Here is a 14600-nt window from a genome sequence, read left to right on the forward strand (position 1 = left end):
CTGGTCGTGACGATTCCCCATCCGCGGGATCAACTACCCCGTCCTGTAGACGATGAGGTCCCAGACCCCGTGTCCCTTGCGGCGGCCGCGGCGTTCGAACTTGGTGACCGGGCGTTCGCCGGGGTCGGGGGCGTAGCCGCCGTGGGGGTTGTCGAAGTCGGGGCTGGCGCTCACGACCTCCAGCATGTGCTCGGCGTAGTTCTCCCAGTCGGTGGCGAGGTGGAGGAAGCCGCCCGGGCGGAGGCGTGAGGCCACCAGCGCCAGCCATTCGGGCTGGACCATGCGGCGCTTGTGGTGGCGCTTCTTGGGCCAGGGATCGGGGAAGAACAGGTTCACGCCGGCGAGCCCCGCCGGGGCGATGTGCTGGCGGAGGATGGCGACGGCGTCGGCGTCCATGACCCGGACGTTGTCGATGCCGTCCTCCTCCAGGCGGCGCAGCAGCCGGCCGACGCCGGTGCGGTAGACCTCGATGCCGAGGTAGCTGCGCTCCGGGTGGGCCTGCGCCATCTCCGCCAGGGCCTCGCCGTCGCCGAAGCCGATGTCGAGCACCACCGGCGCCTCCCGGCCGAAGGCCGCGGTGAGGTCGATAACCCCCTCGCCCGGCTCGATGCCGTAACGCGGATAGAGCCGTTCCAGCGCCCGCTGCTGGCCGCCGGTGAGGCGGCCCTCGCGGCGCACGAAGGAGCGGACGGGGCGGCGGGTGTTCCGGGTGGTGGTCTCGTCGTTCACGGGGTCATCCGGTTGTTCTGTCTCACGCACCGTGGCGACACGGCGGGCAACGTCCTAGAAGAACGTCCCTTCGAGCGGCGAGGAGGCGCTGGCGAAGCGCTTGCGCGGGATGCGCCCGGCGAGGTAGGCCTCGCGGCCGGACTCCACGGCGAGGCGCATCGCCCGGGCCATGCGTACCGGCTCCTTCGCGCCGGCGATGGCGGTGTTGAGCAGCACGCCGTCGCAGCCGAGCTCCATGGCGATGGCGGCGTCCGAGGCGGTGCCCACGCCGGCGTCCACGAGCACCGGCACGCCGGCGTTCTCGATGATGGTGAGCAGGTTGTAGGGGTTCTGCACCCCGAGCCCGGAGCCGATGGGGGCGGCGAGCGGCATGATCGCCACGCAGCCGATCTCCTCCAGCCGTTGGGCGATGATCGGGTCGTCCGAGGTGTAGACCATGACGTCGAAGCCGTCGGCGACCAGCTCCCGCGCCGCCTCGATGGTGGCGGTGACGTCCGGGTACAGGGTGCGCTCGTCGCCCAGCACCTCGAGCTTCACCAGGTTGTGCCCGTCGAGCAGCTCCCGGGCCAGCCGGCAGGTGCGCACCGCGTCCTGCGCCGTGTAGCAGCCCGCCGTGTTGGGCAGGATGGTGTAGCGCGACGGCGGGACGACGTCCAGCAGGTTGGGCTCGTCCGGCGACTGGCCGATGTTGCTGCGGCGGATCGCCACGGTGACGATCTCGGCGCCGCTCGCCTCGATCGCCTCGCCGGTCTCGGTGAGGTCGCGGTACTTGCCGGTGCCGACCAGCAGCCGGGAGCGGAACTCGCGCCCGGCGACGGTGAAGGTATCTCCTGCCATGGTGTATCCCGGTGATTGCTCGGATGCGCGGGCCGCGCGGCGGTCAGCCCCCGCCGATGGCGTGAACGATCTCCACTCGGTCGCCGGCGGCGAGTTCGTGGGCCTGGAAGTCGCTGCGCGGCACCAGCGCCTCGTTCACCTCGACGGCGATACGCCGGTTCGTGAGCCCGAGGTCGGCCACGAGCCCGCCGACGGACTGCCCGGGACTGACCTGCCGGGGCTCGCCGTTGACGACGATCTCGATGGGTGCGCGTTGCTCCTGCATAGCGCCACCATTGTACACCCGCCGCCCGTGGCGGTGGCTACCCGGGGCAGGTCAGTGCACGTAGGCGAGCAGGGCCGGCAGCAGGGCGAAGACGAGCAGCGTGGAGAGCACGATCATGCCGGCGATATCCTCCACCGGGCCGTCGTAGCGCTCGGCAAAGAGGTAGTTGAACACCGCCACCGGCATGGTGCACTGGATGATCAGCGTGCCCGCGGCCACCGGACCGAGCTCGAAGAGCGTCGCCACCGCCACGCCCGCGCCGAAGCCGATCGCCACCCGCGCCACCGCGAGCGCCGAGCTGCGTGGCAGGCGGTGCAGCCGCACGCCGCTGAGCGAGGCGCCGAGGGAGAGCAGCATCAGCGGGATGGTGATGTCCCCCACCAGCGAGATGCTGCGCATCAGCGGCTCCGGCGGGGTGACGCCGAGGGCGTGCAGCGCGAGTGCCGCGACGAAGGCGTGGAGCAGGGGCATTCGGTAGAGCGAGCGCGCGGACATGCCCGCCCCGGCGAGCGACGCACCGATGGTGAAGTGGCCGACCTTCACCAGCGTGGAGAAGGCCACCCCGAAGGCGAGGCCGGTGGGCCCAAGGGCCAGGAAGACCACCGCCAGCCCCAGGTTGCCGGTGTTCGGGAACATCAGCGACGGCAGGTAGCCGCCCAGCGGCAGGCGCATGGCTCGGAGTACCCCGGCCCCGGCCACGGCGAACAGCGCGAGCGCCGTGGTCCCCGCCGCGAGCATGCGCAGGATCTCGCTCATGGCGAGCTCCGCCTGGAGCACGGAGCTGAACACCAGTGCCGGGGCGCCGACGTTCATCACCAGCGCGCCCACGAACCGCCGGTCGAAACCGGACACCCGCGATATCAGCAGCCCGAGCGCGGGGATGAGGAACACGGGTGCGACGGTGGGGAGGACGCTGGCGTACATGGCGCAGTCTGGGCGGTGATCCTGGCGGAACCGGGCACGGTGTGGAACCCGGGATGAACGTCCGGGATTCTAACGGGCCGGGATCAGGACGTCACAAACCGGCAGGCCCTTATCCGGGTTTGCCGATATGGACTGCCGTGTTCATCGCGGAGTAAGGTCCGGTTCACGGGGTCCGGAGAGGGGGCCGGACCTGCGGGGCGGTGGCGTGTCGGTCCCCCGCCCGGGCTGGTGCGAGCGCCACCGCCGTGTTCCTACCCCCGGCAAGGCCCAGTCATGGACGACTTCTCCGCCGGCGACCTCAAGACGATCCTGCACTCCAGGCGGGCGAACATCTACTACCTCCAGCACTGCCGCGTCCTGGTCAATGGCGGGCGGGTCGAGTTCGTCACCGACGAGGGCCGGCGCTCGCTGTACTGGAACATCCCCATCGCGAACACGACGACGGTCCTGCTGGGCACGGGGACCTCGATCACCCAGGCAGCGATGCGCGAGCTCGCCCGGGCCGGGGTGCTGGTCGGGTTCTGCGGTGGCGGCGGGACGCCGCTGTTCAGCGCCAACGAGATGGACGTCGAGGTCGCCTGGTTCAGCCCGCAGAGCGAGTACCGGCCGACCGAGTATCTGCAGGCCTGGGTGGCGTTTTGGTTCGACGCGTCACAGCGCCTCGAGGCCGCACGGCGCTTCCAGTGGGCGCGGCTGCAGCGGATACGCGGGAACTGGCTGGATAACCGGGCGCTCACGGACGCGGGCTTCGAGGTGGCACGGGAGCCGCTGACGCATCTCGTCGAGCGCACGGAGGCGGCGGTGGCCGCGGCAGCGGACACGGTGGAGCTGCTGACGCTGGAGGCGCGGCTCACCAAGCAGCTGTTCGCCATGGCCGCCGGCGCGGTGGACTACGGCGAGTTCGTCCGCGCCAAGCGCGGCAGCGGCACGGACCCGGCGAACCGGTTCCTGGATCACGGCAACTACCTGGCTTACGGGCTCGGTGCGACCGCCACCTGGGTGCTGGGGCTACCGCACGGCCTGTCGGTCCTCCACGGCAAGACCCGGCGGGGCGGGCTCGTCTTCGACGTGGCCGATCTCGTCAAGGACGCGGTCATCCTCCCGCAGGCGTTCATCTCCGCCATGCGCGGCGACGAGGAGCAGGAGTTCCGTCAGGCCTGTATCGAGCAGCTCACCCGCACGGAATCGCTCGATTTCATGATCGATACGCTGAAATCCGTGGCCGTGACGCTCGGGACGCCCGCCCGATGAACGTGCTGCTCGTCTCCCAGTGCAGCAAGAACGCCCTCAAGGAGACGCGGCGGATTCTCGACCAGTTCGCGGAACGCCGTGGCGAGCGCACCTGGCAGACGCCCATCACCCAGGCCGGTCTGGACACCCTGCGCCGCCTGCTTCGCCGCAGCGCGCGCAGGAACACCGCCGTGGCCTGCCACTGGATACGCGGGCGCGATCACAGCGAGCTGCTGTGGATCGTCGGCGATGCCGGGCGGTTCAACGCGCGCGGCGCCGTGCCCACGCAGACCACGCGCCGGGACATCCTGCGGCGGGCGGACGAGAACGACTGGCACACCGGCGAGGACATCCTCCTGCTGTCGAGCCTGGCGGCCCTGCTGCACGACCTGGGCAAGGCGTGCGCCGCGTTCCAGAGACGCCTGCTCGACCCCGCCGGCGCCACCCGCAACGTCTACCGGCACGAATGGATCAGCCTGCGGCTGTTCGAGGCGTTCGTCGCCGGTGACGACGACGCCACGTGGCTCGCCCGGCTGGCCGAGCTGGATGCGGATGACGGGCCCTGGCTGGAACGGCTGGTGCGGGACGGCCTGGACGACGGCCCTGCCTCGCCGTTTTCCTCGCTGCCGCCGCTGGCGGCCGCCGTGGGCTGGCTCATCGTCACCCATCACCGCCTGCCGGTGATGCCGCGATCCGCCGACGACAGCGGTTTCCAGGCCGCGCAGCTGCGGGATCTGCCAGCGCTCATTACCGCGGACTGGAACGACGATGTCGTGAACGGGCGCGATCCCCGCGAGCTCCCCGGCTATTGGCGGTTCGATCACCCGTTGCCGGTGACTACCCAGAAGTGGCGCAACCGCGCCGCGCACCTGGCCGGCCGGCTGATTCGCCGTCTCGATCACTATCAGCAGCCGTGGCTGGACAATCCCTACGTCATGCACCTCGCCCGGCTGAGCCTGATGCTGGCGGACCACCACTACTCCAGCCTGGAGGATCCCGGCCAGCGCACGCGCGGCGAACGGGGTTATCCCCTCTACGCCAATACCGTGCGCCGCACCGGGGCGTTCAACCAGCCCCTCGACGAGCACCTCCTCGGCGTGGAGGCCGGGGCGCGCCGGGTCAGCGGCACGCTGCCCGGTGTCGAGCGCTACCTGCCGCGGCTGGCCCGCCACCGCGGATTCCGCCGCCGCAGCGCCGACCCGCGCTTCCGCTGGCAGGACCGCGCCTACGACCTCGCGGCCTCCCTGCGTGAACGCACGCAGGCGCAGGGGTTCTTCGGCGTCAACATGGCGTCGACGGGGTGCGGGAAGACCCTGGCCAACGGCCGGATCCTGTATGCCCTCGCGGACCCGGACAGTGGTGCGCGATTCTCGATCGCCCTTGGTCTGCGCACGCTCACGCTTCAGACCGGGCGGGCGTATCGGACGCTGATGAATCTCGGCGACGACGAGCTCGCCGTGCGTACCGGCGGGGCGGCGGGCCGCGCGCTGTTCGAGCACTTCGAGGCGGAGGCGGATGCCAGCGGCTCGGCCTCCAGCCAGCGCCTCATGGAGGAGGACGCCCACGTCTATTTCGAGGGCGATTTCGGCAACCATCCCCTGCTGCGCCAGCTCGCCCATGACCCGGGTATGCGCGCGCTGATCGCCGCCCCGATCCTCGCCTGCACCGTGGATCACCTCGTGCCCGCCACCGACGGGCTCCGCGGTGGGCGCCAGATCGCCCCCATGCTGCGCCTGCTCAGCGGCGACCTCGTGCTCGACGAGGTGGACGACTTCGACCTGGACGACCTCCCCGCGCTGACGCGCCTGGTCAACTGGGCCGGCATGCTCGGCACGCGGGTGCTGCTCTCCTCGGCGACCCTGGCGCCGTCGCTGGTGGAGGGGCTGTACCAGGCCTATCGGGCGGGGCGTGCCGTGTATCAGCGCAACCGTGGTGAGCCGGGGCGGCCGGTGAACATCGCCTGCGCCTGGTTCGACGAGAGCGACCGCCGGCACGCGGACTGCCCGGATGCCGCGTCCTTCACTGCTGCCCACGAGGCGTTCGCCGGCCGGCGCCGGGCGCGTCTGGCCGAGGCGGCGGTGAGGCGCCGGGCGGCCCTGGTGCCCGTCCCGGCATCCCGCGAGAGCGGGGCACCGACCATCGCCGAACAGATGGCGGCACAGATGCGCCGGCAGGCACTCGAGCTCCACCAGCGGCATCACAGCGTCGATCCTCGCAGCGGCAGGCGGGTGAGCTTCGGGCTGATCCGCATGGCGAACATCGAGCCCCTGGTGCAGGTCGCCCGGGCGCTGCTGGCGGCCGGCGCGCCGGAGGGCCACCGCATCCACCTGTGCGTGTATCACGCGCAGTTCCCGCTGGTCATGCGCTCGACCATCGAGCGTCATCTGGATGGTGCCCTCGATCGCCGTGACGAGATGGCCGTGTTCGAGCGCCCGGAGGTGCGGGCCTGCATCGACGGCGCCGACGAGCCGGATCAGCTGTTCGTCGTCCTGGGCTCGCCGGTGACGGAGGTCGGCCGGGACCACGACTACGACTGGGCGGTGGTCGAGCCCTCGTCGATGCGCTCGCTCATCCAGCTCGCCGGCCGGGTGCGGCGGCACCGGGTCGCCCCCTGTGAAACCGCGAACATCGCCCTGCTGGCCAGCAACTACAAGGCCATGGAAACCCCCGGCAACGTCGCCTTTACGCACCCCGGCTTCGAGGGCGCGGCGCGATGGCGGCTCAGCAGTCACGACCTGCACGAGCTGCTCGCGCCCGACGAGTACGAGGTGGTGGACTCACGGCCGCGCATCACCGAGCGCGGCGAGCTGCGCCCCCGCGACAGCCTGGTGGACCTGGAGCACGCCCGCCTGCGTGCCGCCCTGCTGCCCGGCGAGTCTGGGCCGGGCCGCGCCATGACGGCGCGGGAGCGGCGCGCCATGAAGGCGCCACCCACACCGCCGCTCAACGCCGCGAGCTGGTACGGCCTCCCGCGCGCGGACCTCAGCGGCGTGCTCCAGCGCAAACAGCCGTTCCGGCGGCAGACCCGGGAGGAGGTCGAGCTGGTGCTGATGCCCGACGACGCGGGCGAGCACTGGCACCTCAGGGAGCTGTGGCACGAGCCCGGCAGGCGGGGCGCCCCCCTCTATCTGGAGGCGGATGGCCGGCTGGAACGCACGACCCTGGAGGGCGTGCCGGGCGAGCGCATCACGCCCTGGATCGGCGCCGGCTACCTCGACGCCCTCGCGGCCCTGGCGGAGGACCTGGATCAGCCGCTGGAGGCGTGTGCGCGTCAGTTCGGCGTGGTGACCGTGCCGCAGAATGATCAGGGCTGGTGTTACCACGAGCTGCTGGGGTTTACGAAACGCCGCTGACGGCCCGGACCGTTGCCGAAGGCAAGGAGAAGGCACCCATGGAGAGAACGATGCCGGACGATACCGACAGCACCCTTCGCGACACCGTGGAGGCGTTCATAGACGAGCGATGTCAGGCGAAGCTCGACAAGCTCCGGCAGGACGATGACGGCTACCACGAAAAGCGTGCGGCGGTCGTCGAAAATCATCGCAGGGAAAACTGGCTCGCGGACGCCACGCGGCGCGTCGCCCAGCTGCAGGTGGTCACCCACGCGCTCAAGGCCACGCACCCGGACGCCCGGGGCACGAGCCTGTTCGCCCCGCCGGAGACGTTGCCGGCGCATCCGGCCGTGGGCACTCACGTCCTCGGCGACGGCGCGCCGCGGGACGTCGTGGGCAATGCCGCGGCGCTCGATGTCTACAAGTTCCTCCAGACCGAGCACGACGGCCGCTCCATGCTGGATCGTGCCCTGGCCGGCGAGGCGGCCTTCGCGGCGGCCCTGAGCGACGATCCGACGCAGGGGCAGGCGTGGATGGAGGCGTTCGCCGGCATCACCCGGGCCGGTCACGATCCGGCGAGCCATACCCGCGCCAAGCAGGTCTACTGGCTCGTCGGCGACGACCCCACCGACGATCGGGGGTTTCACCTGCTGGCGCCGCTGTACGCGACGAGCCTTGCGCACGCGGCGTTCCGGGCGATCAACGAGGACCGCTTCAGCGAGGTGGCGAAGGCGGCGCGGACGGCCCGGCGCGAGCGGCGTTACAGCGCCGTCGAGTCCCGCGAGTATCCGAAACTGGCCGTGCAGAAATTCGGCGGAACCAAGCCCCAGAACATCTCCCAGCTCAACAGCGAGCGGCGTGGTGGCAACTACCTCCTCGCCTCGCTGCCGCCGGACTGGCGTTCCGCGGACGTACGGGCACCGCTCCACACCGACTCGGTATTCCCGCTCTTCGGCCGCCGGCGGCCCGTGCGCTCGGCGGTGAACGCGCTGTTGCGCTTCCTGCGCTCGGAGCCGAAACCGAACGTCGCGACCCGCCGCCACCGGGACGAGCTGCTGGCCGAGCTCACCGACGCGCTCCTGGTCTTCGCCGCCGAGCTGTCGGCACTGCCGCCGGGCTGGAGCGCCCACGCCGACTGTCGCCTCGTCGAGGCGGAATGCCTGTGGCTGGACCCGGACCGGGCGGCGGAGGACGCCGAGTTCGCCATGCGCCGGGCGCAGGTGGACTGGCCGCGGGAGGTCCGAGAGCGCTTCGCCGCCTGGCTCAACGCTCAGCTCCAGGGCCCACTGCCGGTGGCCGACCCCGAACGGCGCTTCTGGGCGGAGCGGCTGGAGGTGGAAATGGACGAACTGGAGGAGACGCTGCCCCATGTCTGAGAGTCATTCGCTCCTCGTGCTGCCCCACGTGCGCGTGCAGAACGCGAACGCCATCTCCAGCCCGATGACCTGGGGATTCCCGGCAATGACCGCGTTCGTGGGCCTGATGCATCTGCTCGAACGCCGCCTTGCCGAGCGGGACATCCCGCTCCTGTTCGAAGGGGTCGGCGTGGTGTGTCACCACTGCGAGCCCCAGGCGAGCCATCGTGGCTATACCCACGCCTTTCATCTGACGCGTAACCCGGTGGGCAGGGACGGTGACACCGCCGCCATCGTCGAGGAGGGACGCGTGCACCTGGACGTCAGCCTGGTCTTCGCGGTGCGCGGCGATGCCTGCGCCGCGCCCGCGGAGGAGCGTGCCGCCATCGCCCGGGAGGTCGGTGAGCTGCTGCTCACCCTGCGGGTGGCCGGCGGCACGGTGTTGCCGGGCTCGTTCCGGGGGCGCCGCTGGAACGGCCCCGAGCTGATCCCCCTGGACGAACAGGAGGACGAGCGCCGCCAGCAGAGCAAGCGCCTGCTGCGGCGGTGGCTGCCCGGCTTCGCCCTCGTCTGCCGGGACGACCTGCTCCACGAACGGCACGCCGAGATGCGTGCGGACGACCCGGACACCACCCTGCTGGATGCCTGGCTCGACCTCTCGCGGCTGAACATGACCTGCCGCGGCGGGGAAGACGACGGCGAGGAGACGATTCGCTGGGAGGCGCGCCGCCGGCCGGGATGGTTGGTGCCGATCCCCGTGGGATACGGCGCGCTCGGGCCTTTGCAGGCGGGCGGCGACGTCCGGCGGGCCCGGGACACGGCCACCCCGCTACGCTTCGTCGAGAGCCTGTACTCCATCGGCCAGTGGGTGAGTCCCCATCGGCTGGACAGCCCGGAGCGGCTGCTCTGGTACGTCGACAACCGGCTCGACGAGGGGCGCTACCGACTGCGCAACGACTATATCGACAACGCCGCCGAATTTGTCTGATCTGCACCAGGAAGGAGCCTGAATCATGGCCAAGACCGCCGAGCTCAAGACCGCCTCCGTCCTCGCCTTCGAGCGCAAGCTCGATCCCTCGGACGCCCTGATGTTCGCCGGCCACTGGAGCGAGCGCGACAGCGCCGCGGAGTGGCCCGGCATCGCCATTCGCGCGAAGTCCGTGCGCGGCACCATCTCCAACCGGCTCAAGGCGAAAGACCAGGACCCCGCGAAGATCGATGCCGCGATCCACAATCCCAACCTCCAGACCGTGGACGTCGCGGCCCTGCCCACGGATGCCGATACCCTGCTGACGCACTTCACGCTCAAGGTCCTGGGCGGTGCCGGCGAGCCCTCCGCCTGCAACAGCGCGGCCTATCACGAAAAGCTCCGGGCCGCGGTGGACGCCTACGAAACCGAGCAGGGCTTCGACGAGCTGGCCCGGCGCTACGCCCACAACCTCGCCAACGGGCGTTTCCTCTGGCGCAACCGCGTGGGTGCCGAGGCCGTCGAGGTCCGGGTGAGTCACCGCGAGCACGGCGAGCTCGCGGCGAGCTGGACGTTCGACGCCCTCGATCTGTCGCTGCGCGATTTCGAGCCCACGGCGGGGACCCGGGACGATCTCGCCGGCCTCGCCGCCCTCATCCGCCAGGGGCTCGCCGGTGAGCGTCTCGTGCTCCTGGAGGTGAGCGCCTTCGCCCGGATGGGTGCCGGCCAGGAGGTCTTCCCCTCCCAGGAGCTCATCCTGGAGCGGGGTCGGAACGACAAGAGCAAGACGCTCTACAGCGTCAACGGCGTCGCCGGCATCCACTCCCAGAAGCTGGGCAACGCGATCCGCACCATCGACACCTGGTATCCGGAGGCGGAGACCGCCGGGATCGGGCCCATCGCCGTCGAGCCCTACGGCTCCGTGACCACGCGGGGGACCGCGTACCGCCAGCCCCGGCAGAAGGTCGACTTCTATTCGCTGCTGGACGACTGGCTGCTCAAGGACAGCAAGCCCGCGGTCACCGATCAGCACTACGTCATGGCCACCCTCATCCGCGGCGGCGTGTTCGGCGACAAGGCGGAGTGAGGCGATGCTGGATCACTACCTGGATATCCGCGTTCTGCCGGACCCGGAGTTTCAGCAGTCCATGCTGCTCGGCGCACTGGTGAGCAAGCTGCACCGGGGGCTGGTGGACATCGATGCCGACGATATCGGCATCAGTTTCCCCGCCCATCAGACCGATCCCCGTACCCTGGGCGACGTGCTGCGGCTCCACGGAACGGCGAACCGGCTCCATGCGCTGACCGGGCTCCGCTGGCTCACCGGCATGCGCGACCACGTCGATCACGGCGGGATCCGGGCCGTACCCGACGGGGCCGCCCACCGGGTCGTGCGGCGCCGCCAGTACAAGACCAACGCCGAGCGGCTGCGGCGGCGGCGCATGCGCCGGCATGGCGAGACCTACGAGCAGGCCTGCGCCCAGGTCCCGGACAGCGTCGAGCGGCGGGTCGCGACCCCCTTCGTCACCGTCCGCAGCAGCAGCACCGGCCGGGCGTTCAGCCTGTTCATCGAGCACGGAGACTGCAGTCCGGACCCCGTGCCTGGGGCTTTCAGCACCTACGGGCTCAGCCGCACGGCCACCGTGCCGTGGTTCTGACCCTTTTTCCGGCGGCCGATAACACGGCTCCATAAATCAGTCACTTAGAAAAGTGCCTGAAAAAAGGGTCAACGGCCGCCGGGCCCTCGTTGTTCTTTAACAAACAGATGATTACCGCGCACAGGCCCTAGTTCGCTGCCGCGTAGGCAGCTCAGAAATCGTCGAGCACGACGATAGCCCCGTCCGGAACGTTCGCTGCCGCGTAGGCAGCTCAGAAATTGCCCGAGCGCAGCCGCGAGCGGTGCGACCAGTTCGCTGCCGCGTAGGCAGCTCAGAAAACCGGGGTGACCGCAAGGGCCGCCCCCATGGAGTTCGCTGCCGCGTAGGCAGCTCAGAAAGCTGGTCTGCGCGAAAGTGACCACGGGGGTGACGTTCGCTGCCGCGTAGGCAGCTCAGAAATTTCCCCCCACCGAAGGGGCGTCGAGTACGCCGTTCGCTGCCGCGTAGGCAGCTCAGAAATGGATGGCATCGGGGTTCAACGACGCCCGAAGGTTCGCTGCCGCGTAGGCAGCTCAGAAAAGGTGGACGCCGGTAAGCGTCGTAAAATTATTCGTTCGCTGCCGCGTAGGCAGCTCAGAAAACGCCATCGCGGCGCTCGATACGCACGCAGTCGTTCGCTGCCGCGTAGGCAGCTCAGAAATGGACACGCTCGTCCAGGTTGACGAGAGCATCGTTCGCTGCCGCGTAGGCAGCTCAGAAAGATCCCACGCCTCGGCATCAGCGACGCCGAGCGTTCGCTGCCGCGTAGGCAGCTCAGAAATTGGCGCGGATGTCTTTGAACGTCCAGTCGAAGTTCGCTGCCGCGTAGGCAGCTCAGAAAGCTGAAAGCGGTCCACTGGAGGAAGCTATGGAAGTTCGCTGCCGCGTAGGCAGCTTAGAAATGGGTGCCACGGCGGGCCGGCGGGCGTAGACGGTTCGCTGCCGCGTAGGCAGCTTAGAAATAGCCTTTATTTCGATGAGTGGGAGTAGGGACGTTCGCTGCCGCGTAGGCAGCTTAGAAAAGGCGCCACCCTGGGTGCGGTAGAGGCGGATCGTTCGCTGCCGCGTAGGCAGCTTAGAAAGGCATGGCTCCCGCGGTCTGCGAAGAAGTACTGTTCGCTGCCGCGTAGGCAGCTTAGAAATCGGCCTCGCGCTGGGCGCGGACGGTGGCCGGGTTCGCTGCCGCGTAGGCAGCTTAGAAAATGAAGACGCTGCGCGACGCCGGGTTCGGCGGGTTCGCTGCCGCGTAGGCAGCTTAGAAATCGGAGATTGGCGAGGAGATCCTGGAGATGGCGTTCGCTGCCGCGTAGGCAGCTTAGAAAAGTGACGAGACGCTGGCCGTGCTCGGACTCCCAGTTCGCTGCCGCGTAGGCAGCTTAGAAATAGGTAATAGCCTGGGACGGTGTAGACGATGTGTTCGCTGCCGCGTAGGCAGCTTAGAAATCGATGCGGAGCGTGCCCTCCCCATCCGCCAGGTTCGCTGCCGCGTAGGCAGCTTAGAAAAGGCCACGCCAGCGCCTTGCGCGCGACCGGCCGTTCGCTGCCGCGTAGGCAGCTTAGAAATGCCGGACACGCTGATCGAGATCCGTGAGCTCGTTGGCTGCCGCGTAGGCAGCGCAAAGACAAAGCCCGGCGGGTGCCGGGCTTCGTGGGACTTGCGGGTAGTGTCTTGTCCGGCTCAGGCGGCGGCGTCTTCTTCCTCGGAGACGCTGTTGCGGATGAGGAAGTCGAAGGCGCTGAGGGCCGCCTTGGAGCCTTCGCCCATGGCGATGACGATCTGCTTGTACGGCACGGTGGTCGCGTCGCCGGCGGCGAAGACACCGGGCACGGAGGTCTCGCCGCGGGCGTCGACCTCGATCTCGCCGTACTTGCTCAGCGCCACGCTGCCCTGGAGCCATTCGGTGTTGGGTAGCAGGCCGATCTGCACGAACACGCCGGCGAGCTCGACGTGGTGCATCCCGCCGGTCTCGCGGTCCTTGTAGTCGAGGCCGTTGACCCGGGAGCCGTCGCCGGTGATCTCGGTGGTCTGCGCCGAGCAGATCACGTCCACGTTGGGCAGGCTGTGGAGCTTCTTCTGCAGCACGGCGTCCGCGCCCAGCTTGTCGGCGAATTCCAGCACCGTGACATGATCGACGATGCCGGCGAGGTCGATCGCGGCCTCGACGCCGGAGTTGCCGCCGCCGATCACCGCCACGCGCTTGCCCTTGAACAGCGGGCCGTCGCAGTGGGGGCAGTAGGCCACGCCCTTGTTGCGGTACTCCTCTTCGCCGGGCACGCCGAGCGAGCGCCAGCGCGCGCCGGTGGCGAGCACTACGGTCCGGCCTTTTAGGCTGGCGCCGTTGGCGAGGCGCACCTCGTGGGGCCGGCCGGGCTCCTCGGCCGGGATCAGCGCCTCGGCGCGCTGGCGGTCCATGATGTCGACGCCGTACTCCTTGACGTGCTCCTCGAGCGCAGCGGCGAGCTTCGGCCCCTCGGTATAGGGCACGGAGATGAAGTTCTCGATGCCCAGGGTGTCCATCACCTGGCCACCGAAGCGCTCGGAGGCCACGCCGGTGCGGATGCCCTTGCGCGCGGCGTAGATCGCCGAGGCCGCGCCACCCGGACCGCCGCCGACGACGAGAACGTCGAACGGGTCCTTCTCGCGCATCTTCTCCGCATCGCGGGCCTCGGAGCCGGTGTCCAGCTTGGCGACGAGGTCCTCGAGGGTCATGCGCCCCTGGGTGAAGGGTTCACCGTTGAGGTAGACGCTCGGCACGGCCATGATCTCCTTGGCCTCGACCTCGTCCTGGAACAGCGCGCCGTCGATGGCCTCGTGCCGGATGCGCGGGTTGATGACGCTCATGAGATTGAGCGCCTGCACCACGTCCGGGCAGTTCTGACAGGACAGCGAGAAGAACGTCTCGAAGTGGTAGTCCCCATCGAGCGCCTCGATCTGCTCGATGATCTCCCGCGATGCCTTGGACGGGTGGCCGCCCACCTGCAGCAGCGCCAGCACCAGCGAGGTGAACTCGTGACCCAGCGGGATGCCGGCGAAGCGCACACTGATGTCTGTGCCCGCGCGGCGGATATCGAAGGAGGGCCGACGCACGTGGGTGTCGTCGTCCTCGTCCTCGCGGCGCAGCAGGCTGATCTTGTCCGAAAGGGACTCGATCTCCCGCAGCAGCTCGTCGAGCTCCGTGGACTTGGCACCATCATCGAGGGAGGCGACCAGCTCGACCGGCTGGGTCACGTTCTCGAGATAGGCCTTCAACTGGTCCTTGAGCTTGTCGTCCAACATGACGATGCCCCCTTGGTTCGGATTCGGTGGGCGTGCCGGCCCCGGCG

11 protein-coding genes and 1 CRISPR repeat array are annotated in these 14600 nt (G+C 69.6%); of the genes, 6 read left to right on the plus strand and 5 right to left on the minus strand.

All coding sequences use genetic code 11. From position 1 onward, the window contains the following. Positions 1 to 33 precede the first annotated feature (33 nt). From trmB to ACEZHJ_RS01095, 4 genes are read right to left on the minus strand one after another with little or no spacing between them, the layout of a single operon-like run. The gene (trmB, locus tag ACEZHJ_RS01080; protein ID WP_163139310.1) at positions 34 to 729 is read right to left on the minus strand and encodes a tRNA (guanosine(46)-N7)-methyltransferase TrmB; all 696 of its coding nucleotides are present in this window, start codon (positions 727 to 729) and stop codon (positions 34 to 36) included. 54 nt (positions 730 to 783) lie between these two features. Beyond that, the gene (locus ACEZHJ_RS01085) at positions 784 to 1566 is read right to left on the minus strand and encodes a thiazole synthase (protein WP_163139311.1); all 783 of its coding nucleotides are present in this window, start codon (positions 1564 to 1566) and stop codon (positions 784 to 786) included. A gap of 43 nt (positions 1567 to 1609) precedes the next feature. After that, a complete protein-coding gene (gene thiS, locus ACEZHJ_RS01090) occupies positions 1610 to 1831 on the minus strand; it encodes a sulfur carrier protein ThiS (protein ID WP_018719053.1) in 222 nt (73 codons plus the stop codon). 51 nt (positions 1832 to 1882) lie between these two features. Beyond that, a complete protein-coding gene (locus ACEZHJ_RS01095; RefSeq protein ID WP_163139312.1) occupies positions 1883 to 2755 on the minus strand; it encodes an AEC family transporter in 873 nt (290 codons plus the stop codon). 273 nt (positions 2756 to 3028) lie between these two features. On the opposite strand from ACEZHJ_RS01095, the gene cas1f reads away from it, so the two are divergent. From cas1f to cas6f, 6 genes are read left to right on the plus strand one after another with little or no spacing between them, the layout of a single operon-like run. Beyond that, positions 3029 to 4006, plus strand: coding sequence for a type I-F CRISPR-associated endonuclease Cas1f (cas1f, locus tag ACEZHJ_RS01100; protein WP_163139313.1), 978 nt, complete (start codon positions 3029 to 3031; stop codon positions 4004 to 4006). Then, entirely contained in the window at positions 4003 to 7338 is a 3336-nt protein-coding gene (cas3f, locus tag ACEZHJ_RS01105) for a type I-F CRISPR-associated helicase Cas3f (RefSeq protein WP_375036144.1), read from the plus strand. The genes cas1f and cas3f overlap by 4 nt, the downstream gene beginning before the upstream one ends. A gap of 38 nt (positions 7339 to 7376) precedes the next feature. After that, on the plus strand, positions 7377 to 8693 hold the full coding sequence (gene csy1 / locus ACEZHJ_RS01110) for a type I-F CRISPR-associated protein Csy1 (RefSeq protein ID WP_375036145.1): 1317 nt from the start codon (positions 7377 to 7379) through the stop codon (positions 8691 to 8693). After that, positions 8686 to 9660, plus strand: coding sequence for a type I-F CRISPR-associated protein Csy2 (gene csy2, locus ACEZHJ_RS01115; RefSeq protein ID WP_163139315.1), 975 nt, complete (start codon positions 8686 to 8688; stop codon positions 9658 to 9660). The genes csy1 and csy2 overlap by 8 nt, the downstream gene beginning before the upstream one ends. Before the next feature lie 25 nt (positions 9661 to 9685). After that, complete coding sequence (gene csy3 / locus ACEZHJ_RS01120) at positions 9686 to 10726, plus strand: type I-F CRISPR-associated protein Csy3 (protein ID WP_163139316.1); 1041 nt, start codon at positions 9686 to 9688, stop codon at positions 10724 to 10726. A gap of 4 nt (positions 10727 to 10730) precedes the next feature. Further along, complete coding sequence (cas6f, locus tag ACEZHJ_RS01125) at positions 10731 to 11297, plus strand: type I-F CRISPR-associated endoribonuclease Cas6/Csy4 (protein ID WP_375036146.1); 567 nt, start codon at positions 10731 to 10733, stop codon at positions 11295 to 11297. 130 nt (positions 11298 to 11427) lie between these two features. Beyond that, a CRISPR array of direct repeats spans positions 11428 to 12893; the repeat unit is 22 nt; unit sequence GTTCGCTGCCGCGTAGGCAGCT. Between the two features lie 61 nt (positions 12894 to 12954). Here cas6f and ahpF read toward each other — a convergent pair. After that, positions 12955 to 14553: an alkyl hydroperoxide reductase subunit F gene (gene ahpF, locus ACEZHJ_RS01130; RefSeq protein WP_163138821.1), complete on the minus strand. Its 1599-nt coding sequence runs from the start codon at positions 14551 to 14553 to the stop codon at positions 12955 to 12957. Between the last annotated feature and the right edge of the window lie 47 nt (positions 14554 to 14600).

The sequence above is a fragment of the Arhodomonas sp. KWT2 genome (genome assembly GCF_041949875.1).
In the GTDB taxonomy this organism is placed as follows: domain Bacteria; phylum Pseudomonadota; class Gammaproteobacteria; order Nitrococcales; family Nitrococcaceae; genus Arhodomonas; species Arhodomonas aquaeolei.